The 19,767-nt window shown below is 53.9% G+C and carries 18 protein-coding genes; 11 read left to right on the top strand and 7 right to left on the bottom strand.

The annotated features are described in order from the left end of the window. The first annotated feature begins 206 nt into the window (after window positions 1–206). Window positions 207–1,268: an acyltransferase gene (locus JFT86_RS23835; RefSeq protein ID WP_201238708.1), complete on the top strand. Its 1,062-nt coding sequence runs from the start codon at window positions 207–209 to the stop codon at window positions 1,266–1,268. 269 nt (window positions 1,269–1,537) lie between these two features. Here the strand turns inward: JFT86_RS23835 and JFT86_RS23830 are convergent, their stop codons facing one another. The 4 genes from JFT86_RS23830 to JFT86_RS23810 form a co-directional block, all read right to left on the bottom strand. Next, window positions 1,538–2,485: an NAD-dependent epimerase/dehydratase family protein gene (locus JFT86_RS23830; RefSeq protein ID WP_201238707.1), complete on the bottom strand. Its 948-nt coding sequence runs from the start codon at window positions 2,483–2,485 to the stop codon at window positions 1,538–1,540. Window positions 2,486–2,488: 3 nt separating this feature from the next. After that, window positions 2,489–3,520, bottom strand: a complete 1,032-nt coding sequence (locus JFT86_RS23825; protein WP_201234541.1) for a glycosyltransferase — start codon at window positions 3,518–3,520, stop codon at window positions 2,489–2,491. A gap of 422 nt (window positions 3,521–3,942) precedes the next feature. Beyond that, entirely contained in the window at window positions 3,943–5,079 is a 1,137-nt protein-coding gene (locus JFT86_RS23815) for a hypothetical protein (RefSeq protein WP_201234540.1), read from the bottom strand. 481 nt (window positions 5,080–5,560) lie between these two features. Continuing rightward, window positions 5,561–5,752 (bottom strand): DUF1508 domain-containing protein, encoded by a 192-nt coding sequence (locus JFT86_RS23810; RefSeq protein WP_201238705.1) that lies wholly within the window; start codon window positions 5,750–5,752, stop codon window positions 5,561–5,563. Window positions 5,753–6,029: 277 nt separating this feature from the next. Here JFT86_RS23810 and JFT86_RS23805 point away from each other — a divergent pair, with 277 nt between their 5' ends. The 5 genes from JFT86_RS23805 (at window position 6,030) to JFT86_RS23785 (ending at window position 11,193) form a co-directional block, all read left to right on the top strand. After that, the gene (locus JFT86_RS23805; RefSeq protein ID WP_201238704.1) at window positions 6,030–6,995 is read left to right on the top strand and encodes a glycosyltransferase family 2 protein; all 966 of its coding nucleotides are present in this window, start codon (window positions 6,030–6,032) and stop codon (window positions 6,993–6,995) included. A 3-nt stretch (window positions 6,996–6,998) separates the two neighbouring features. Continuing rightward, window positions 6,999–7,709: a methyltransferase domain-containing protein gene (locus tag JFT86_RS23800; RefSeq protein ID WP_201238703.1), complete on the top strand. Its 711-nt coding sequence runs from the start codon at window positions 6,999–7,001 to the stop codon at window positions 7,707–7,709. Continuing rightward, window positions 7,706–8,092 carry a GtrA family protein gene (locus JFT86_RS23795; RefSeq protein ID WP_201238702.1) on the top strand — a complete coding sequence of 129 codons (387 nt, stop codon included), beginning with the start codon at window positions 7,706–7,708 and terminating at the stop codon, window positions 8,090–8,092. The genes JFT86_RS23800 and JFT86_RS23795 overlap by 4 nt, the downstream gene beginning before the upstream one ends. Beyond that, the gene (locus JFT86_RS23790; protein ID WP_201234533.1) at window positions 8,089–10,185 is read left to right on the top strand and encodes a DUF6311 domain-containing protein; all 2,097 of its coding nucleotides are present in this window, start codon (window positions 8,089–8,091) and stop codon (window positions 10,183–10,185) included. Before JFT86_RS23795 ends, JFT86_RS23790 begins: the two co-directional genes overlap by 4 nt. Before the next feature lie 87 nt (window positions 10,186–10,272). Then, window positions 10,273–11,193, top strand: coding sequence for a LysR substrate-binding domain-containing protein (locus tag JFT86_RS23785; RefSeq protein WP_201238701.1), 921 nt, complete (start codon window positions 10,273–10,275; stop codon window positions 11,191–11,193). 125 nt (window positions 11,194–11,318) lie between these two features. Here the strand turns inward: JFT86_RS23785 and JFT86_RS23780 are convergent, their stop codons facing one another. After that, window positions 11,319–12,254, bottom strand: a complete 936-nt coding sequence (locus JFT86_RS23780; RefSeq protein WP_201238700.1) for a LysR family transcriptional regulator — start codon at window positions 12,252–12,254, stop codon at window positions 11,319–11,321. A 197-nt stretch (window positions 12,255–12,451) separates the two neighbouring features. After that, window positions 12,452–13,636, bottom strand: coding sequence for a cyanate transporter (locus JFT86_RS23775; protein WP_201238699.1), 1,185 nt, complete (start codon window positions 13,634–13,636; stop codon window positions 12,452–12,454). Between the two features lie 392 nt (window positions 13,637–14,028). Here JFT86_RS23775 and JFT86_RS23770 point away from each other — a divergent pair, with 392 nt between their 5' ends. From JFT86_RS23770 to JFT86_RS23755, 4 genes are all read left to right on the top strand, one after another. Beyond that, window positions 14,029–15,678, top strand: a complete 1,650-nt coding sequence (locus JFT86_RS23770; protein WP_201238698.1) for a phosphoethanolamine--lipid A transferase — start codon at window positions 14,029–14,031, stop codon at window positions 15,676–15,678. Window positions 15,679–15,841: 163 nt separating this feature from the next. Beyond that, window positions 15,842–16,975, top strand: a complete 1,134-nt coding sequence (rnd, locus tag JFT86_RS23765) for a ribonuclease D (protein WP_201238697.1) — start codon at window positions 15,842–15,844, stop codon at window positions 16,973–16,975. Further along, window positions 16,972–17,265 (top strand): YcgL domain-containing protein, encoded by a 294-nt coding sequence (locus JFT86_RS23760; RefSeq protein WP_201238696.1) that lies wholly within the window; start codon window positions 16,972–16,974, stop codon window positions 17,263–17,265. Before rnd ends, JFT86_RS23760 begins: the two co-directional genes overlap by 4 nt. A 105-nt stretch (window positions 17,266–17,370) precedes the next feature. Continuing rightward, complete coding sequence (locus JFT86_RS23755) at window positions 17,371–18,303, top strand: D-2-hydroxyacid dehydrogenase (RefSeq protein WP_201238695.1); 933 nt, start codon at window positions 17,371–17,373, stop codon at window positions 18,301–18,303. A 123-nt stretch (window positions 18,304–18,426) separates the two neighbouring features. On the opposite strand, the gene JFT86_RS23750 is transcribed toward JFT86_RS23755, so the two are convergent. Then, window positions 18,427–19,020 (bottom strand): nitroreductase family protein, encoded by a 594-nt coding sequence (locus JFT86_RS23750; RefSeq protein WP_201238694.1) that lies wholly within the window; start codon window positions 19,018–19,020, stop codon window positions 18,427–18,429. A gap of 278 nt (window positions 19,021–19,298) precedes the next feature. On the opposite strand from JFT86_RS23750, the gene JFT86_RS23745 reads away from it, so the two are divergent. Further along, window positions 19,299–19,748, top strand: coding sequence for a YcgN family cysteine cluster protein (locus JFT86_RS23745; protein ID WP_201238693.1), 450 nt, complete (start codon window positions 19,299–19,301; stop codon window positions 19,746–19,748). Window positions 19,749–19,767 lie beyond the last annotated feature (19 nt).

Genomic DNA, 19,767 nt, shown 5'->3' with positions numbered 1-19,767 from the left:
GCCTGGAGTTGTGAAAGGAGTACAGCGCAATGTCTGTGGTTTAGAGGTGGCAGAGGGTAAAATTACCAGGCATTTCATTAAAAAAATCAGAATTAAAATCTTGTGGTGCGCTGTTCAGTGGTTGTCTGATTTAAATAGCAAATAAATAATAATTGGGCGTGATGTCAGAGAATATGAAAAATTATACGTTAGAATGGTTTAGGTATTTGACCGAGCACAGTAAATATCAAGGCCTGGATCTACTGCGAGCTATAGCAATTGTGATGGTTCTTGTCTGGCATAATATGCCTCAGGAGTTCAGGGTCGGCTGGGTTGGCGTTGATTTGTTTTTTATTCTTTCCGGATTTCTTATTGGCTCGATATTGTTTTCATCGATTCCCTCCGGACGATTCTCGTATTTTGAGTATATGAGAAGTCGCCTTCTCAGAATTTACCCGCTCTACATAGTATCGGTCTTGCTGTATCTGATTGATATAAGGTTTAGGGGGTATGCAGGAACGTCTGCCGATATTCTGAAGATATTCACAGCGCACTCTGTGTTTTTTCAAACTGTTGTTTACGATATTTGGCACGTTGATCTGCCATTTTATCAAATAACTTGGAGTCTGGTTGTAGAGATGATTTTCTATGCGACTATACCTTTTATTCTGTGGGCGCTCATAAATCTAAGAATGGTCTGGGTGGGTATAGCGGTAATTTTAGTATTCTTTTTAGGGCTGCGGTTCTATCTCTCATCTGCTTACCTGCCGGATGATAATAACTGGCAATTCTTTCTTTTTTTGAAGCCATATTATAGATATGACGAATTGATTTATGGGGTGGCTGTGGCTTATGCAGTCAGACAGCGTTTGGATATTTTAAAGAAATGTTCTCTGGCGCTTGCTCTGGTGATTCTGACGATTTCTTTCATCTACATATGGAAGTTGACGGGTGCGGACAAACACCCGAGTATGGCTTTGCTGACGAGAGATGGGATTTTGATTCCGAGCGTATTGGCACTCGGTTTTGCGTTAATGGTATACGCGTTGTACGACAAAAAAATATCCTCACCTGTTATCAATGTCGTAGCGCGATTGGCATATCCACTGTACTTGATGCATATGTTTGTGTTGCATTACTTTCATTGGTTTTCTGCTTTTCTTGTTCTTAGCTTTGTCGCTGCGTTAATTTGTTCGTATTTTATCGAATATCCATTTATTCGAATGTACAAGAAAAAAACTGAGACTCGATTAGTTGCGGAGCTTGCCGGGCGAAGCCAGGCCAATTGAGTCTTTAATCGTTTGTTACACTTGATGTGAGCATTTTATGGGGTGCCGTCGTAGTGCAGCAAGCGGTCTCTTTGTGGTCTTCAGGTTGATGTCGAGCATGATAAGAAGGGGCAACGATATTCCGTCGCGTTGCATGCGCGCGTAGTCAGAGGTTGCCCCAATGGTCCCGTTTGGCGAATTGGAGTGGCGAAGGGGGGGGAGGCGAGAAGTTGCTGTGTGTGTCCCTTCTGTGTTGCGTCTGTTGGCTTGGACGGCGTCATGAATGATGCTCAAAAGAAATCAGCGTAAACCTTTCTGACACCCAGGTTGATTTCTGTAGGGCGCCAGTCCGCAGGAAGGCTGCTGGCATCGAAGGTGATATCTTCGCTGTTAGTATCTGAAGTGCTGGTGCAGATATAAATTTTTCTGTTGATAACTTGTTCGACAATTATTTTCAATTGCAAAATTGACATCGGACGCCCAGATGCCAGTATTTCAATGCGGCCTTGGCAGGCGTTCGAAACTATCCTTTTGGCGATATGCTGTCCTATATCACCGCAGAATACATAATCTCTGAGTGTATCCATGTTGCCAAGTATTTTGACTTCTTTGTTCTGTAGTCCGTTTTTTATAAGTATCGCAATCAAGCCGAGTCGGCCGCCGTTCATCGGGCCATAAACGGAGCTTGGTCTATAAATAAAGCTGGCGTCTGCACCTATCGAGTTCAGCAGTAACTCTTCGAGATTAAGCTTATGGCTCCCATAAGGCCTGCACGGAGAGGGAGTTGAATTTTTATTAATGAATCGTTGCGATTCAAAAAGTCCGCCGGCCGAGCTCACAAAGTGGAAGTTCAATGTATTGCACAAGCCGGATTTCGAAATAGCTTGGTAAACCTCAAGTACTACGTTGAAAGATATTTTCTCTTCTTCCATTTCCGCGTTCGATGAGGCAAAGCCGGCTTTGCCCGCTGCCCATACAAGTGCAACATTAATTTTTTTCGGGCGTGCGGACTCGCGTGTGCCGGCATGTGCAATATTTCGAAACTGCGTAATTAGGTTCTCAGCATCCGCTGCTTGCTGTTTTCGATCATTCCAATGGAAGTCATATGACTGAGATTTGTACTGTTCATGCGATAAAAGGCTATGGACTATTTCCTTGCCTATCAAACCCACGCCGAAAATCAGGACGATACTCCTGATTTCCGGGCGGGTGTCTGAGTCCTTATACAATATGATCATATGTTACCTTTTAAAGTATTCCAGCAAGGTGACATCTTGGCTTCTGTCTACTGTATAAAAAGTCGGCTTTCCATTCAGGTGCAGAATGGCGACCATAAGGTATTCCGCTATGATAGTTGCAATAACGCTGATCAGTCCTCCAAAAAACAGTATTCCCGTAAATAGGGATGCCCAGCCATGAGCGTCGATACTCTCGGGGAAAAAGAAGTGTTTTACAATAGTTGAAAGCATCAAGACTAATGATGTCAAGAACGCTAGAATTCCGGCTAGGCCTGCGTAGCGAAGTAATTTCGTATTACTTGAAATCGCCATTCGTCGTGCATGGGAAAGTAATTGTTTGAAAGAGTAACCGCTCTTTTCGCCATTGATAACGCGCTGATCTTTGATGCTCAGCGGAACAGATATCATGCGCTTGGTGAACCAGGTCAGCGAAATATCAAAATAAGTATCATAAGAGCAGACGCTCGCGGCAGCACGGGCGAGGGTGCCTCTCATGACGCGAAAACTATTAAACGATGAGATTTTATCGTTACCGGTAAAGAACTCCATCCCTTTCTTAAATCCAACTGAACCCAAATCTCGAATCAGGCTTTCGTGAACCGCGGCAACGGGCTGGGCATAGGCTACGTCTTTGTTCTGCAGGATTGCTTCAGAAAGCAGCTTAATGATCTCGCTTGGCGGGTGCTGTAGATCCTCGTCGAGTGTAGCAATCCAGTCACTGGATGAGTGAAGAATGCCTGCCATTGTTGCAGGGTGTTGTCCAAAATTGCGAGAAAGATGGATGACTCGCACCCAGTCGTATTCGCGCGCTAACTCGGCCAGCACTGTTGCGGAGTCATCGATACCTTCATCCAATACAAAAATGGATTCCTGTAATTGAATGGGAGCAGCATCATCCCGCAACTGTTCTTTCACTTTAGCGAGTTCAAGAACCAGCTCGCGAAGGTAAACCTGTCCCGAGTAAACCGGGGTTACTGTTGAAAGAGTTAGCATCACACGCCTTTCCGTCAGTTTTTCATGATTCTTGATATTCATAGGCTTCTTAACAGTCGGTTATTCGGTCTTGAATACGTAATATTTGCAAAGCACGTAATTCGTAATGGTATACGCTGGCATTCCCAGTGCCTGAGCAAGATATGCATTACAGTTGAATATCGTGATTAGTGTCATGACAGTCAGGAGGTTTGCTATGTACGAAAGTATAAAGCAAATGCAAAATCTTTTGAATGCTGATAGTTGCTTGCCTTTGAATTCAAAGGTCCAGCGAGAATTGAACGTATAGGAAACGATCAGGCCGCAGCTATAGCCAAAGGCATTTGCATATACATCCCCAAATCCAAAAAAATACTTCGTCGCGTAAATGACCGCCAGTCCAACGAATGTATTCATTAGTCCTACTGCTAAAAATTTCAGTAGGGACTTGTCAAGTATTTTTGCGGCCCATATCGGAAAAGTACTCATGTTTTTGGGGCTCTTGTTTTTTTATATAGTTGGGTAAGTGCTGCCAGTGCAACAAGCAGATAAAGCAGCTTGGTCATTACGTAGTATCTGTTTTCAGTATGCATGATTGATGCAGTCAGGAGTCCGGATGCCAGTGTCATTAATGAAATAATCAGCATCCATTTGTTTTTGAATAGATAGGTCGCAAGACTTGCGGCGATGCTCAGGACGATGCCAAGCTGAATAAAAAATATCTTTGTGTTGCTAATAATCAGTGCGGCAGGATGTTCATCAAAAGGTGCTGTTGCTAAATACATTGACCAGTAAAATTTTGATACTCCTTCGTAGAATCGAATGGCGACAAATTCCAGTGTGGAGAATTTTTGTTGCAGTGTGGTTATATAGGCGCCGGGCTCCGGTTTGGTAAAGGCGATGAGTTCCACATAGGGCTGTACGTTTCCAGAGGTGTAGGTCTCCATGTATTTAGGTTCGTAAAACCACAGGGTTCCTTCGGTAGAATTATGGAAAACCAATGCAACCTGAATCAGGCATACGGAAGTGCCCAATAAATACCAGAACAGTGTTTTGAATTTATTGTTGATGTGCTCGCGGAAGTCCGCGGCTAGCCAAAAAACAACGAGAAAAAATATTGAGGCTACGTAATTTTGCTTCAGTAATACAGAGGTGCCGGCCAGCGCTCCTGCTAATATAAGTATTGCGGGTCTGTGTCTATATTCTTTGTTTGAAACTATAGCAATGGAGCTGACGAAAAATACAAGACTTTGAATGTCTGATGATCTGACGGGGATATAAGAGATGCAAAATAGTATCGTTAAAAATACGAGCCCGATTTCAACGGTTTGTTCAAGCCTGCTCCGCGAAGTAACGGGTGAATCAATCAGATTTCTGAAAATCATTAATACCGATGCAATGAGCCCGATAAGGCAAATGATATTCAGCATCAAACTGATATAGCTGGACTTTATTGGGTCGCTAGTGAAGAGAAATGGCAGCGCATGATATAACATGATGCCTACAGGGCGAATGCCGTTGTAGCAATTATAGGGCGCGGTGTCGGAGTTTTCTATATACGCTGCACAAGTTTCTCCAAATATACGGTAAGCTTCTGCATCGCCAATTGCTGGAAAATCCATTTGCATTCCCTAGTGAACGTGTTTCTAAAAGTTTCGGATGTTATCATGTTTTGTTGAGTTTTTAAAGTGGGGCGCGATGCAACTTTGGAATTGTCGGTTCGGCATTCAAACTAAGTATGGTGCTTTTTATTGATTTTCAATATGTTCGATGTTGTCATTGATTTTTTTGTGGGGTGCGCCGTGTGCAGTTTTAACCCCTGTTTGGAGTTGGTCGATTTTCAGTGCTATATATAAAGGGAGAAATTTGTTTTTTGTTTGTTCTGTTTTATGCATTAAATAGCCTTTTCAAGACAATAAATTTGGCGATTTAATCAGGCATGGAAAAAAAGCCTCACAGCATAAAGCTATGAGACTTCCTTTAGGAAAAGATTGAATGAACTTGAGCCTAGCCTGCGCGAAGACAGGCAGTGGCTTGGCCTTGAGTACCAGGGCGTAGAGGTTTTTAGCTTCTTTCTTTCTGATTGTGATCCTGGTCTTGAAATTAGATTTCCCTGACGGGAGTCTCCCCCTGCACAGCCTTGATCAATCCGATCACATGCAAACAATCCGCCTTGTTCACGTAAGACTCGCCACTGGCAATCGTCTCGTGATTGCCCGCCCTCAGTCTCCAGCGCCACTGTCCTTTTCCGGTGCTTGGGGTGCCTCTGGATTGCCTGTAAATCTCGAAATACATTCAGTTCGCTCCATGCGATTTGTGCGTGCGACAGCCTGTGTGGCGCATCGACGCAAGCCTAGCGCAGGGGGGTATTTTGGCTATCGGACATTTGTTTCCAATCATTCAGGGATGTTTCTGAAGAGTGCGGGCTAGAGGGCACGGACAGGCCTCTGGTTTGGCCGATATGACGCCGTTTGACCCTTGCAACGCCGTCGGCGCTACTGCTTAATACGGGTCGGCTCATGGCGTCGAAGATTGTTCGGCGACCGACAAACACTATAAAAAGAGCACTCCTTTGACTGAGCACGGAACGCAACAGGACGTTCGGGTGACGTTATCGCTGGTTGTCCCCGTTTTTAACGAGGAGGACAGTCTCGACACGTTCCTCCTGCGCATTGATGAGGTCTTTCAGACGCAACCGGCAATTGATCTTGAACTGGTGTTCGTCAATGACGGCAGCACTGACAGCACGTTGCAGCGCTTGCTTGAGCACCAGCAGCAAGACTCGCGCCTGCGCATCGTCGATCTGAGTCGCAACTTCGGCAAAGAAGCGGCGTTGTCTGCCGGTCTGCAAATGGCCACCGGGCAGATCGTGGTGCCCATCGACGCCGATTTGCAGGATCCGCCGGAACTGATCCTGCAGATGATCGAGCGCTGGCGGGAAGGTTACGAGGTGGTGCTGGGTCACCGCATCAGTCGCCGCAGCGATACCTGGGCCAAGCAGACTTCGGCGCACTGGTTCTATCGCTTGCACAATAAAATCGCCGAGCAGCCATTGCCCGAAAACGTCGGCGATTTCCGCCTCATGGATCGTTGTGTGGTCGATGCCTTGCTGACCTTGCCCGAGTCCCGGCGCTTCATGAAAGGCTTGTTCGCCTGGGTCGGATTCCGTACCACTCACGTCGATTACGAGCGCCCCGAGCGCGTGGCCGGGCACAGCAAATTCAACGGCTGGCGGCTGTGGAATTTTGCCCTCGAAGGCATCACCAGTTTCAGTACCGAACCGTTGCGGATCTGGACATACATCGGGGCACTGGTGTCGCTGGTGTCGTTTGCCTTTGCCATTTTTATCGTGGTGCGGACGTTGGTCCACGGTGTCGACATGCCGGGTTACGCCTCGCTGATGGTTGCGGTCACGTTCCTTGGCGGCCTGCAATTGATTGGCATCGGTGTACTCGGCGAGTACCTGGGCCGAACTTATATTGAATCCAAACGCCGGCCGGTTTATCTGGTGCGTCGCGTCTACGACCCCAAGGATTGAAACATGGATCTCAAGGAAACCGACATCCTCGGCGACAGCATCGGTGAGCATTGGTATTACTGCTCCAAAGCGGCTGCCACCCGTCGCTTGCTAGGCGATGCGCCGATCAAGCGGATTCTCGATGTGGGCGCCGGTTCCGGGTTTTTCTCCCATCATCTGTTGAGCCACACCGACGCGCGTGAGGCGTGGTGTGTGGATATCAGCTACCCCGCCGATTCCGATGCAACCACCACCGGCAAACCGGTGCATTACCGACGTGGCATTGAAACCATCGACGCCGATCTCGTGCTGCTGATGGATGTCCTCGAACATGTCGATGACGACCTCGGTCTGCTCAAGGAATACGTCGACAAAGTGCCATCCGGCAGCCGCTTTTTGATGACGGTGCCGGCGTTCCGGTTTCTCTGGAGTGGCCATGACGACTTCCTTGAACACAAGCGCCGCTACACCCTGGCACAGTTCGAGACACTGGCTCGCGATGCTGGCCTGACGGTGCAGCGCGGTGCCTATTATTTCGGCGCGGTGTTCCCGATTGCGGCGGCACTGCGGTTGCTGCCACAGGGCCCGCAAGCGGCGACGCCACGCTCGCAGCTCAAGCGTCATCATCCGCTGGTGAACTCTGTGCTCAAGGCACTTTGCCGCCTGGAGCTGCCATTGATGGGCATGAATCGCCTCGCCGGATTGAGCGTTTTTGTGCTGGCGCAAAAACCGTGACCTCAGCGGAAAAAGCCGCGTTGATCCAGCGCGGTTTACGCTTTGCCCTGACCGGGATTTTCGTCACTGGCTTGCATGCGCTGGTCGCGGTGTTGTTCATCAATTTCATCGCCCCTCAGCCACCGCTTGCCAACGGCGTGGCTTTTGCCGTCGCGACAGTCGTTTCCTACGTAATCAACACCACCTGGAGTTTCTCGGCCCGACTGCATGGCAGAACCCTGATGCGTTTTCTGCTGGTGTCGCTGGGTGGATTTCTGTTGGCGATGTTGGTTGCATGGGCGGCGCAAGTGGCCGGGCTGCACTACCTGTTGGGTATCGGTGCGGTGGCGCTGACCATTCCGGCATTCACTTTTGTGCTGCATAACTTCTGGACGTATCGATGAGGGAATTGAACAAGCATCCGGCGCTCGCGTTATTGCCTTTACTACTCGGAGCGCTGGCGTTTTTTCTGGTGATCGGTCCGCGGGCACTTGATCCGCAGAACATTGCCTGGTTGAAGGACGGTGATCCGGCAACGCATTACCTGGGCTGGGTGAATTTCCGTCATTCGCCCTGGACGTTTCCACTCGGGCTCAACCCTTCTTACGGGCTTGAGTTGGGCAGTGCGATCATCTTTTCCGACTCCAACCCACTGATGGCGCTGCTGTTCAAACCGTTCAGTGGCTGGTTGCCGGAGACGTTTCAGTACTTCGGTCTGTGGCTGCTGGCCTGTTTCGTTCTGCAAGCCTGGTTTGCCTGGAAACTGCTCGGTTTGATGACAGACAATCCCGTGCTGCGATTACTGGGCACGGGGTTATTGGTGTTTTCCCCGCCGATGTTTGTCCGCACGGGTGGGCATTTGTCCCTGGCCGGGCATTTCCTGATTCTTGCTGCCTTGTATCTGGCGCTGCATCCGGCGCTCCAGCGGCGTCGTGCAGCATGGGGCACATTGCTGGCCGTCACCGCGCTGGTGCACGCGTATTTGTTGGTGATGGTGGCGCTGATCTGGGTTGCCGATCTGTTTGCCAAATTCATAAACGGCAAACTCAGCCGTCTTCAGGGGGTGGTCGAGTTTGCAATTTTGTTTGCCTTGGTCAGTGTGTGCTGCTGGCAGGCCGGTTATTTCAGCATTGTCGACGGTGCGGGCGGCGGTGGTTTTGGCTGGTATCGCATGAATCTGGTATCGCTGTTCGACGCGGAGGGCTGGTCGTATGTATTGCCCGGCATCCCCAAGGGCGGTGGCGATTATGAGGGCTTCAACTATCTGGGCCTCGGGATTCTTTTGCTGGTGCCAGTGGCGGGGATTGCCTGGTTCAGAAGCGGTATTTCCTTGAAGGCGTTACTCGCTAGCCGGTGGTGGCTGCTGCTGGCGATGGTCGGGCTGACGCTGTTCGCACTGTCGAATCAGATCGGTTGGGGCACGCACACGTTCAGCTATCCGCTACCCAAAATCCTTGAGCGTCTGGCCAGTATTTTTCGTGCCTCGGGTCGCATGTTCTGGCCGGTGTTTTATGCCATCGTCGTGCTGTTGGTGTTCCTCGTCGTACGTGGTTATCGCGTGCGCACCGCCATGGGATTGCTTGCATTGGCGCTGGTGGTGCAAGTGATGGATACCCGAATTGCCTGGATGGGTTTGCGGGCGGGAAAAATGCTGCCGCCGACATCGGCATGGGCCAGTCCAATGCACGATCCTTTCTGGAACAGCGCCGCGGGTCATTACAAGAATATCCGCGCGTTGATTCCGAAAAATCAGCCCGATCAGTGGCAGGCCATCGCCGATTTCGCCGCTACTCATCGAATGCAGACTGATGCCGTGTACATGGGGCGCATGAGTCCTTCTGTGCTCGAACGCACCCAGCTCGATGCACAGCGCAGATTGGCGACTGGCGAGTACGAGGCCGACTCGCTGTACATCATTGATGACGAGGCGTTGGACGCTGCCATCCACAGTGTGCACAGCGATACTGACCTGCTGACCCGCGTAGACGATTTTGTTGTGTTGGCACCGGGCTGGAAACATTGCGATCAATGCCTGGCGATGGTTGATGAGGGGCGGGCAATGTCTTCGATTCCGCTCAGCCAGTCAGGACTGGTGCAGACATTCAACCGTAAAAGCCGACAGTTGACCAAAGGTTGGTCGGTGCCTGAAACCTGGGGCACCTGGAGCGAAGGGTCAGATGCTGAAATCACGCTGCGGGTGATGCCTGATACCCACGCGATTGTGTTGGAGGCATCGGCATTCGCGATGCCGCCAGCTCTTACCCAGCGGATTATCGTCAGTATCAATGGCGAACAGGTCTTGTCGACGCGTCTGACGCAGGTGCAAGACAACCGGCTGGAAATTCCGCTCAGTACAGCGATCCGCGAGACGTTGGGCAAGGGTGGTCTGCTGAAACTCCAGTTACATCTACCTGATGCCGTCAGCCCGCAACAACTGGGCTTGAATGGTGATTCGCGGGTCATGGGGCTGGGATTGAGAACGCTGACCGTCCACTGAGCACTGAAACACTGTGTGCATGCTGATGGACGCCAGGCCCAAGGACTTTCTACACTGCCTCCAGTCTGGGGATCAGGGGGGCAATGGATGAATCGAAATGAACTGCGCAAGGCTGACATCAACCTGATGGTGGTGTTCGAGACCTTGATGCTCGAACGCAATGTGACCCGGGCGGCAGAAAAACTGTTTCTCGGCCAGCCGACCATCAGCTCGGCGCTCAACCGCTTGCGCTCGATGTTCAACGATCCATTGTTTATCCGCGTCGGCCATCGCATGGAACCGACGGCCCGCGCCGAAGAACTCTTTCGTCATCTCTCGCCGGCGCTCGATTCGCTGTCCGTTGCGCTGAGCCTGACGCACAATTTCGATCCTGCTGTCAGCAACATGACCTTCCGCATCGGCTTGTCCGATGACGTCGAGTTCGGCCTGTTGCCGCCCTTGCTGCGCGCCTTGCGCCAGGAGGCACCGAAAGTCGTGTTCGTGGTGCAACACGTCGATTACTGGCGGATTCCCGATTTGCTCGCAGCTGGCGACATCACTGTGGGCATCAGCCAGACCCGTGGTCTGCCAGCCAATGCCAAACGCAAACTGCTGCGGCATATCCAGCCGAGTATCCTGCGTGCCGATGCGTCCGACTCACCGTTGACGCTCGATGAATATTGCTCACGCCCCCATGTGCTGGTTTCCCACACGGCGAACATCAGTGGTTTCGCCGATGAGTGGCTGGCCGAGCTTGGCCGCACCCGCCAGGTCGTGTTGTCGGTGCCGCAATACAGTGCGTTACCTGCGTTGTTGGCCGGCACGGATCTGATCGCCAGTCTGCCGGATTACACCGCCGAGGCCATGGCCGCGTCCGGCCTGCTGTTCAAGGAACCGTTTCCCTTCAAGACACCGATGCTGGATCTGTCGATGGTCTGGCTCAGTCATGTCGACAGCGACCCGGCCGAACGCTGGTTGCGTTCGCGACTGGAAGCGTTCATGAGCGAGCGACCACTCACCGCGCCTTGAAATCACGTCAGCAATGCGCGGTATCCCTGTAGGAGCTGCGGCACGCTGCGATCTTTTGATCTTGTTTTTAAAGATCAAAGATCGCAGCCTCGTTTCACTCGACAGCGCCTACAACGGCTTGGGACTCAGGCGGCTTCCAGTTCGCTGCACACCTTGATCACTTGCTCGCGCAGCCAGACGTTGGCGCTGTCATGGTCGGCCTGCTGGCTCCATTGCATGTCGAGAGTGAAACCCGGCAGGCCATTGGGCGCTTCACAGTGATTGAAGATGGCTTCTTTGGTCAGTAAACGCTGGATGCGTCGGGGCAGGGTGAGGATGAAATCGGTGCCGGTGATCATTTTCAGGGCGGCGCTGTAGCTGTTGGAACGCGCCACGATCTGACGTTTCTGCGCCTGCCGTGCGAGCCAGCCATCGACCATGTTGGTGGTGGACGTCCACGGTGTCGGAAATACATGCCGACGTTCGGTGAAGGCTTGCAGGCTCAGGCGCGGTTCCAGGGGGGTGGCACGCTTGTCGAAGACGCAGACCAGATCATCTTCGAGCAGCATCCGCGATTTCAAATCATTGTGGCTGCGGTGAAAGTTCGGGCCGAAACTGATCACCAGATCGAGACTACCGTCGCGAAGCTCATCGGCCGGGACGTCGGTTTCGAACTTATGCATATTGACCATCACCGGCAAGTCATCGTAGTCGAAACGCTTCAACAGACGCGGCAGGATCAGTTGTTCGAAGTATTCCGGGGCGCAGATATTGAACGTGACGGCTTGCCGGCTCGGATCGAATGCCGGTGCGCCGGCGTGGCACAGGTTGATACTTTCGAGGATTTTCTGCACATGACTGTACATGCTGCTGGCCTTGTAGGTCGGGCGCATGCCGGTACGGGTGTTGATGAACAGCTCGTCTTCGAAACTGGTACGCAGTTTTTTCAGGCAATAACTAACGGTGGATTGACTGACGAACAGCGTTTCCGACACATCGGTGACGCTGCTCTGCTCATACACGGCGATAAACACCATGAGGTCCTGCATGTCGAGCTTTCGAAGCAAGTTACTGTTCAGCATCCGTACTGTCTCGCTGTGCTCCTTGCGCTGAATCCGCGCAAACGTGTGCGTACGATCCTAACGGAACGATGGTACTAGGAGAAACCCCTGTAGGACATTTCACGGACAGTTGTGGGACAGAAAGTTTTAGCAACACGACGTCGTTGAATAATCCTCGAAAAGGTGGCCAGAAGCCTCTAGCTCATGCGCTGCCGCGATCATTGAATATGCCGCGCGTAATGTCGCGGATCAAAGCGCATTACCATCAGCAGCATGACCGCCATCACCGCCGTCAGCGACCACCACGCCCATTCGAAGCTGCCGAGTTGATCACGAACCATCCCCGCCAGTAGGGGTGAGAGACCGGCAATCAGATAACCAATGCCTTGCACGAAAGCGGTGAGGCCGCCGGCACGCTGGGGATTGTCGAGGTGATCGAGCGAGACGATCAGGCTCATCGGAAACAGTCCGCCAATGCCCAGCCCCAACAAACATGGCCACAGCAGGCTGAGATGCTGTGGGCTGAGGATCAGCCCGCAGAAGCCGGCGATGATCAATCCGAGCAGCGCCATCAGCACCACGCGCCGGTCACGACTGCGATTGGCGATGGCTGGCACTACCAGGCCGGAAATTACCTCCATGGCCGTCAGAAAACCCAGCAACAGACCGGCGTTCTGTTCACTCCAGCCTTTTTCGACGTAGTACGGTGCCAGCCAGGCGAGTACACAGGTGTAGGACGCCGTCCCCAGACCGAAGAAGATCGCGAGTAACCAGGCGCGGGAATTGGCGAAAAACGATTCTTTCCTCGCCGCAGCGCTGATGGCGTTTGGCAGATGCGTGCGTTGTGACCACCAGAACAGCAGCGCCAATAACGCCAGCGCGGCCCAAATGGCCAACCCGAGGCGCCAGCTTCCGGTCTGCACCATCACCAGCGGGGCGAACGAGGCTGCAATGGCCGCGCCGCCCATGATCGAGGTCACGTACAAGCCCATGCACAGCGCCACGTTGTCAGGGAAACGCGTTTTGATCAGCGCCGGCATCAACGCCTGAATCAACGCGATGCCGATCCCCGCCAGCACCGCGCTGACAATCAGCTCCACCGCCGAGTCGACAAACAGCCGTGCCAGCGTTGCCAGCCCAATAATAAGCAGCGACAGCAGTACCGTGCGCTGCTCACCCAATCGCTGACTGATGCCAATGCCGAAAAACATCGCCATGCCCATGGCCATCACCGGCAGCATGGTCAGTAACGACGCGAGGCTGAAGCTCAGCGGAATGTCGCCGCGAATTGCCGAGAGCAACGGTCCGACCGCGGCCATCGACGGACGCAGATTCAGCGCAACCAGAATGATGGCGAGCATCAGCCAGAGAGCGGGGCGGGAAGTGGCGCGGACGTTTTCCATCTTCAGACCTATGAGCGAGAGGCTGACAATTAGGCGCCTGGCTGCCGAACCGGACAAACCAGAAAATCCCGAGCAGTATTTAAAAACTCGATAACACCCCGATCCCCGTAGGCGCTGCCGAAGGCTGCGATCCTTTGACCTTGCTTTAAAAAATCAGGATCGAAGGATCGCAGCCTCCGGCAGCGCCTACAGGGAACGCGCATTTTTCGCTGAATGAGAACTGAACCATTCTCAAATACTTCGCAAGTTTTGGCTCATTACCACCTGCCAACTAATCGTTGGCGTCTTTTTCACAAAAAATTGATGGTTGCCTGCCTAAAGTTTGGCATGCCTTGGTTAATGAATTTTTCACAATTAACCCGGGCGCTTCTTTTCAGGAACTGCCCACCTCTATGTTGAAGTTAAAAGCCGTGCGCCCGGAATGGGTGACGTTGATTGCCAGTGCCTTCCTTTTGCTCGGTTTCAATTTTGTGCTCTGGCAGCACCTGTTCGAGATTACCACCGCGGATGGCAAGGGCATCGCCATGCGGGTGGCATTCGGGGTGATGATCCTCGCGGCGTTCAACATCGTGCTGACCTTGCTGGCTTTCCGTCCGCTACTAAAACCGCTGTTGACTTTGATGTTTTTGATCAGCGCCGGCGTGGCTTATTTCATGAGTCAGTATGGCGTGATGATTGATGCGGGGATGTTTCGCAACTTCGCCGAAACCAATGTCACCGAAGTGCGTGATCTACTCTCATTGAAGTTGTTTGCCTATATTGTTTTCCTTGGCGTGTTGCCGTCGATCATGTTGTGGAAAGTTCCAGTAAGTTATCGCCGTTGGCATCGCGAGTTGTTCAGCAAAGTTATTGTCACGGTCGTCTCAACTGCGGTCATCGGCGGTGTTGCACTGGCCAACTATCAGGGATTGTCTTCGCTGTTTCGCAATCACCATGAACTGCGCCTGATGCTGGTGCCGAGCAACTACATTGGCGCGTCGGCCGGTTACCTGCGTGAACAGGTCGTCTCGGCGCAGCAACCGTTCGTGAAAATTGGCGAAGACGCGCAACGCAACACGGACCTGAAAATCCAGCCGCGCAAATCCCTGACCGTACTGGTGGTGGGGGAGAGTGCCCGTGCAGAGAATTTCGGAATTCTCGGTTATGACCGTGACACCACGCCGAAACTGGACAAGGAAGCGGGGCTGATCGCCTTCACCGACGTGCATTCCTGCGGCACTGAAACCGCAGTCTCGGTGCCGTGCATGTTTTCCAACATGGGCCGCAAGGACTACGACGCCAGCAAGGCGAAGAACGAAGAAGGCCTGCTCGATGTGCTCAAGCGTGCCGGTATCGACGTGATCTGGCGCGATAACCAGTCCGGCTGCAAAGGCACTTGTGATCGTGTCACCGTGCAGGATGTCAGCAACTTGAAGGATCCGACGCTGTGCGCCAACAGTGAGTGCCGCGACGAAATCCTGCTGCAAGGTCTGCAAGGCTTTATCGATCATCTGGACAAGGACACGGTGCTGGTCCTGCACCAGATGGGCAGTCACGGTCCGGAATACTTCAAGCGTTATCCAAAGGAATACGAGCACTTCACGCCGGTCTGTGAAAGTAACGCACTGAACAATTGCAGTCGCGAAAGTATCGTCAACGGTTACGACAACACCCTGGTCTATACCGATCATGTACTGTCGAGCCTGATCGATGTACTGCGCAACAATCAGGACAAGGTCGATACGGCGATGTTGTATCTGTCCGATCACGGTGAGTCGCTGGGCGAGTACAACTTGTTCCTGCACGGCACGCCTTACATGCTGGCGCCCGAGCAACAAAAGCATGTGGCGATGCTGGCGTGGTTCTCCGATAACTATCAAAAGGCTTATTCGGTCGATACCCATTGCCTGCAAATGAGCCGCGACAAACCGCTGAGTCAGGACAATCTGTTCCACTCGATGCTTGGCCTGCTGGAGGTGCGCAGCAAGGTCTATCAGCCGGGTCTGGACTTGTTCGCCGGGTGTCGTGGTGCGGTGATTGACGGCGTGTTGGCCAAGGACTGAGCCGTTTCGGGGCCGTCGTTCTGACGCGGCGACCCCGTCTGTTTCCTCTGTCAGACTATTCTTGCTCTTTGGCAGGACATTTCGTTACAGCTCTTGCCCTTCGCAGGCGCGTAAATCGCCAGTGGCGATATATACTGCGCGCCATTCTTCAAGGGAGAGCCGTGTGGCCATCGATATTCACTGGATTCGCGACAACGAAAGCCTCGCGCAATTTTGCGCCGAGTGGCAGCAGCTGCCTTTCGTGGCCCTCGACACCGAATTCATGCGGGTCGACACCTTTTACCCGATTGCCGGCCTGTTGCAGGTTGGCGACGGCAAACGCGCCTACCTGATTGATCCGCTGACCATCAATGCCTGGCAACCACTGGCTGCGTTGCTGGAAAACCCGGCGGTGCTCAAAGTTCTGCACGCGTGCAGCGAAGACCTCGAAGTCCTGTTGCGCCTGACCGGCAGCCTGCCGGCGCCGATGTTCGACACGCAGTTGGCTGCTGCCTATCTGAACCTCGGGTTCTCGATGGGCTATTCGCGACTGGTGCAGGAGGTGCTCGGCATCGAACTGCCGAAAGGCGAAACCCGCTCCGACTGGCTGCAGCGTCCGCTGTCCGACACGCAAATCAGCTACGCCGCTGAAGATGCCGTGCATCTGGCGGAGGTTTTCGTCCAGCTGCGGCCGAAACTGTCTGACGACAAGTTCGCCTGGGTGCTGGAGGACGGCGCCGAACTGGTCGCCAACCTGCGCCGCGAAACCGACCCTTACGAGGTCTACCGCGAGGCCAAACTGGCGTGGAAGCTGTCCCGCGCGCAACTGGCTGTGCTGCGTGAGCTGTGCGCCTGGCGTGAAACAGAAGCCCGCGCCCGCGATCTGCCCCGCAACCGCATCGTCCGTGAGCATTCGCTGTGGCCGCTGGCTCGTACACAACCGGACAACCTCGCTGCGCTGGGCAAGATCGAAGACATGCACCCGCGTACCGTGCGTCAGGACGGTCAATTTCTGCTTGATCTGATCAAGCGCTCTGGCAGTGTGGGGCCTGATCAATGGCCGCCAGCGGTGCCTGAGCCATTGCCGATCGACGCTGCTGCGTTGATCAAACAACTGCGCGCATTAGGCCAGGCCGAGGCTGAGCGTCTGGGCATCGCCCCGGAACTGATGCTGCGCAAGAAAACCCTCGAAGCGCTGGTCAAAAGCGGCTTCCCCGAGGGCCCTTACCAATTGCCTGAGTCGCTGCGTGGCTGGCGCCGCGAACTCATGGGCCAGAAGCTGCTCGACAGCCTGGCCACCGCCGGAGAACAGCCTTGAAACGTATTTGCTCTATTTACCAAAGCTCGAAGCGCAAAGGCATGTACCTCTATGTCCTCAAAAGCGATGAATTGGAACGCGTGCCCGAGGCATTGATGGCAGCTTTCGGCAAAGCCATATTTTCCTTCAGTCTGGTGTTGACGCCTGAGCGCAAACTGGCCAGCGAAGACATCGTCGTAGTCCTGGAAAACCTCGAAAAGCAGGGCTATCACCTGCAAATGCCACCGGCCGAGGACGAGTACATCGAGCACTTGCCCGAAGAGTTGCTGCGCCGCAACGACCCGGTCTGATCGGCGAGGCCCTGTTCTGGGCCTCTGTTAACCCTGGAACTGTTTTTACCGCGATGGCCGCCCCGAAAGCGGCGGCCATCTGCACGGTTTGCGAAAGGTTTGAAGATGCGCGTTCTGATTGCTGAACACGACCACGCGATATATGCCCGGCTGCTGCGTCAGGCAGCGCCGGAGCTGGAAGTATTGACCAGCGGCGACTCCGCCGAACTGGCCCGTCAGGCCGCCGATTGCCCGGTGTGGCTGGGGCAACCGGATCTGCTCGCGACCCTGTTGCGTCAGGGCCATCAACCGCAATGGCTGCAATCGACCTGGGCCGGCATCACGCCGCTGCTCGCCGACGGCTTGCGTCGGGATTATCGCTTGAGCCGGGCGGTGGGGATTTTCGGTCAGGTGATGGCCGAATATGTGCTGACTTACATGCTCGGCCACGAACGCGAAGTGCTGGCGCGGCTGGTCAGCCAGGTCGAGCGCAAATGGGACAATCGCACCGGCCAGAGCCTGGTCGGCCGCAAGGTACTGATCGTCGGTACCGGTGACATTGGCCAGAGCGTGGCGCAGTTTCTGTTGCCGTTCGGCGTCGAACTGTACGGTATCGCCAGCAGCGCCCGCGAGCAGGCACCATTCGTCGAAGTCGGCTCGATGGCGGATCTGCCGCGTCTGGTAGGTGAAGTGGATTACGTGGTCAATCTGCTGCCGAACACGGCGCATACCCACGATATTTACGACGCTGCACTTTTCAAGCAATTCAAGCCGACCGGGTTGTTCATCAACGTCGGTCGCGGTGTGGCGGTGGTTGATGCGGATCTGGTGGAAGCCTTGAAGGAAGGGCATCTGGCGGGCGCGGTGATCGACGTCTGCCGTCAGGAACCGTTGCCGCAACGTCATCCATTCTGGACAGCCTGGGGTTTGCTGCTGACCGGTCACAGTTCGGCGCCGACTTCACCAGCGTTGATGGTGCAGCTGTTTGTCGAGAATCTGCGGGCGTATCAAGCGGGTGAAGCGTTGCGCGGGGAAGTGGATTTCAACCGCGGTTATTGATTCACCGCAAACACTGTAGGAGTGAGCCTGCTCGCGATAGCGGTGTGTCAGACAACATTAATGTCGACTGACACGACCTCATCGCGAGCAGGCTCACTCCTACAATTGGTTTTGCAGTATGGCTTAGAGGGTGAAGTCGCCTTCAGCCGCCAGTTCGCTCAGCGGGCGACGCGGGCTTGGCTCTTCGCGCGCTTGCAGGTAGTCCGCCAGCGTCGATTTGTCGCCCAGTTTGCCGACGGCCACTGCCGCGTGCACCGCATAACCTTCAGGAATATTCAGCTCCTTGCGCGTCAACTCCTGATCGAAGCCGGCCATGCCATGGGTGTGCCAGCCGCTGATGCTTGCTTGCAGCGCCAGATGACCCCACGCCGAACCCGTGTCGAAGGTGCTCCACAGCGCCGGCGTTTCTTCAGTGGCGCCTGGCGCGGCGAAGGTGGTTTTCGAGATCACGATCACCAGCGCCGAAGCGTGCTGCGCCCAGCCACGGTTGAACTCGTTCAGCAGACCGAGAAAACGCTCCCAGTTCGGCGTACCGCGACGCGCGTACAGAAAGCGCCACGGCTGCGAGTTGTAGGCCGATGGCGCCCAGCGCGCCGCTTCGAAAAAGCTCAGCAGGGTTTCTTCCGGGATCGTTTCGCCGGTGAAGGCGCGAGGCGACCAGCGGTCGGTGAACTGCGGGTGAATGGCGTATTCGGCAACGCGAGGGTTGGCACTCATCAAGAGATTCCTTGCTACGTTTGAGTAAAAAATTCGAACGAAAACCCGGCGGGATCAGTTGCGCTGAACGATGGGGTTTTCCGAGCCTGACAGTTCATCGCAATGCAACGCGGTCGAGCGTTAATGGCTTGCGGGCAAGGCTCCTGCGACTGGCAAAGCTACGCGTCGCCACAAAAACTCACAAGTGCCGCGCAACCGGCAGTCGCCAGCGCTTGGCCCGCAAGGCCTGGGGCACTAGACTGGCGGCCTTTTCACCACCTGATGTTGATGCTTGAGCCATGGCCGCCGAAGTCGAACCGTTCTGGATACACAAAACCCTCGATCAACTGGATCGCGAGGAATGGGAATCGCTGTGCGACGGCTGTGGTCTGTGCTGCCTGCAAAAACTTGAGGATGAAGAAGACAACAGCGTCTACTACACGCGCATTGCCTGCAAACTGCTCGACCTGAAAACCTGCCAGTGCAGCGATTACCCGAACCGCATCAAGTTTGTCCCGGATTGCATCCAGCTCACCCCGGGCCAGGCCGAAGAATTCAAATGGCTGCCGCCGACCTGCGGCTATCGTCTGGTCAGCGAAGGCAAGGACCTGCCGCTCTGGCACCACCTGGTCTGCGGCGACCGCGACGCGGTACACCACGAGCGGATTTCCCAATCCGGGCGCATGCTCGCCGAAGGCAGCGTGTCGGAAGATGACTGGGAAGATCACCTGATTTTCCGGGCGGGTTAAGCGCCCGGCGATTCAAGCT

This window comes from Pseudomonas sp. TH06 (genome assembly GCF_016651305.1).
Lineage (GTDB): Bacteria > Pseudomonadota > Gammaproteobacteria > Pseudomonadales > Pseudomonadaceae > Aquipseudomonas.
The sequence above is the reverse complement of the archived record's forward strand: the minus strand, read 5'-3'. Positions and strand labels throughout refer to the sequence as shown.

Bases quoted from the DNA above. Each gene is read 5' to 3' on its own strand.
- JFT86_RS23780 (WP_201238700.1), bottom strand. From the start codon at position 12,254: ATGCTGAACAGTAACTTGCTTCGAAAGCTCGACATGCAGGACCTCATG.
- JFT86_RS23815 (WP_201234540.1), bottom strand. From the start codon at position 5,079: ATGGATTTTCCAGCAATTGGCGATGCAGAAGCTTACCGTATATTTGGA.
- JFT86_RS23775 (WP_201238699.1), bottom strand. From the start codon at position 13,636: ATGGAAAACGTCCGCGCCACTTCCCGCCCCGCTCTCTGGCTGATGCTC.
- JFT86_RS23770 (WP_201238698.1), top strand. From the start codon at position 14,029: ATGTTGAAGTTAAAAGCCGTGCGCCCGGAATGGGTGACGTTGATTGCC.
- JFT86_RS23810 (WP_201238705.1), bottom strand. From the start codon at position 5,752: ATGTATTTCGAGATTTACAGGCAATCCAGAGGCACCCCAAGCACCGGA.
- JFT86_RS23800 (WP_201238703.1), top strand. From the start codon at position 6,999: ATGGATCTCAAGGAAACCGACATCCTCGGCGACAGCATCGGTGAGCAT.
- JFT86_RS23745 (WP_201238693.1), top strand. From the start codon at position 19,299: ATGGCCGCCGAAGTCGAACCGTTCTGGATACACAAAACCCTCGATCAA.
- JFT86_RS23750 (WP_201238694.1), bottom strand. From the start codon at position 19,020: ATGAGTGCCAACCCTCGCGTTGCCGAATACGCCATTCACCCGCAGTTC.
- JFT86_RS23790 (WP_201234533.1), top strand. From the start codon at position 8,089: ATGAGGGAATTGAACAAGCATCCGGCGCTCGCGTTATTGCCTTTACTA.
- JFT86_RS23785 (WP_201238701.1), top strand. From the start codon at position 10,273: ATGAATCGAAATGAACTGCGCAAGGCTGACATCAACCTGATGGTGGTG.
- JFT86_RS23755 (WP_201238695.1), top strand. From the start codon at position 17,371: ATGCGCGTTCTGATTGCTGAACACGACCACGCGATATATGCCCGGCTG.
- JFT86_RS23830 (WP_201238707.1), bottom strand. From the start codon at position 2,485: ATGATCATATTGTATAAGGACTCAGACACCCGCCCGGAAATCAGGAGT.
- JFT86_RS23825 (WP_201234541.1), bottom strand. From the start codon at position 3,520: ATGAATATCAAGAATCATGAAAAACTGACGGAAAGGCGTGTGATGCTA.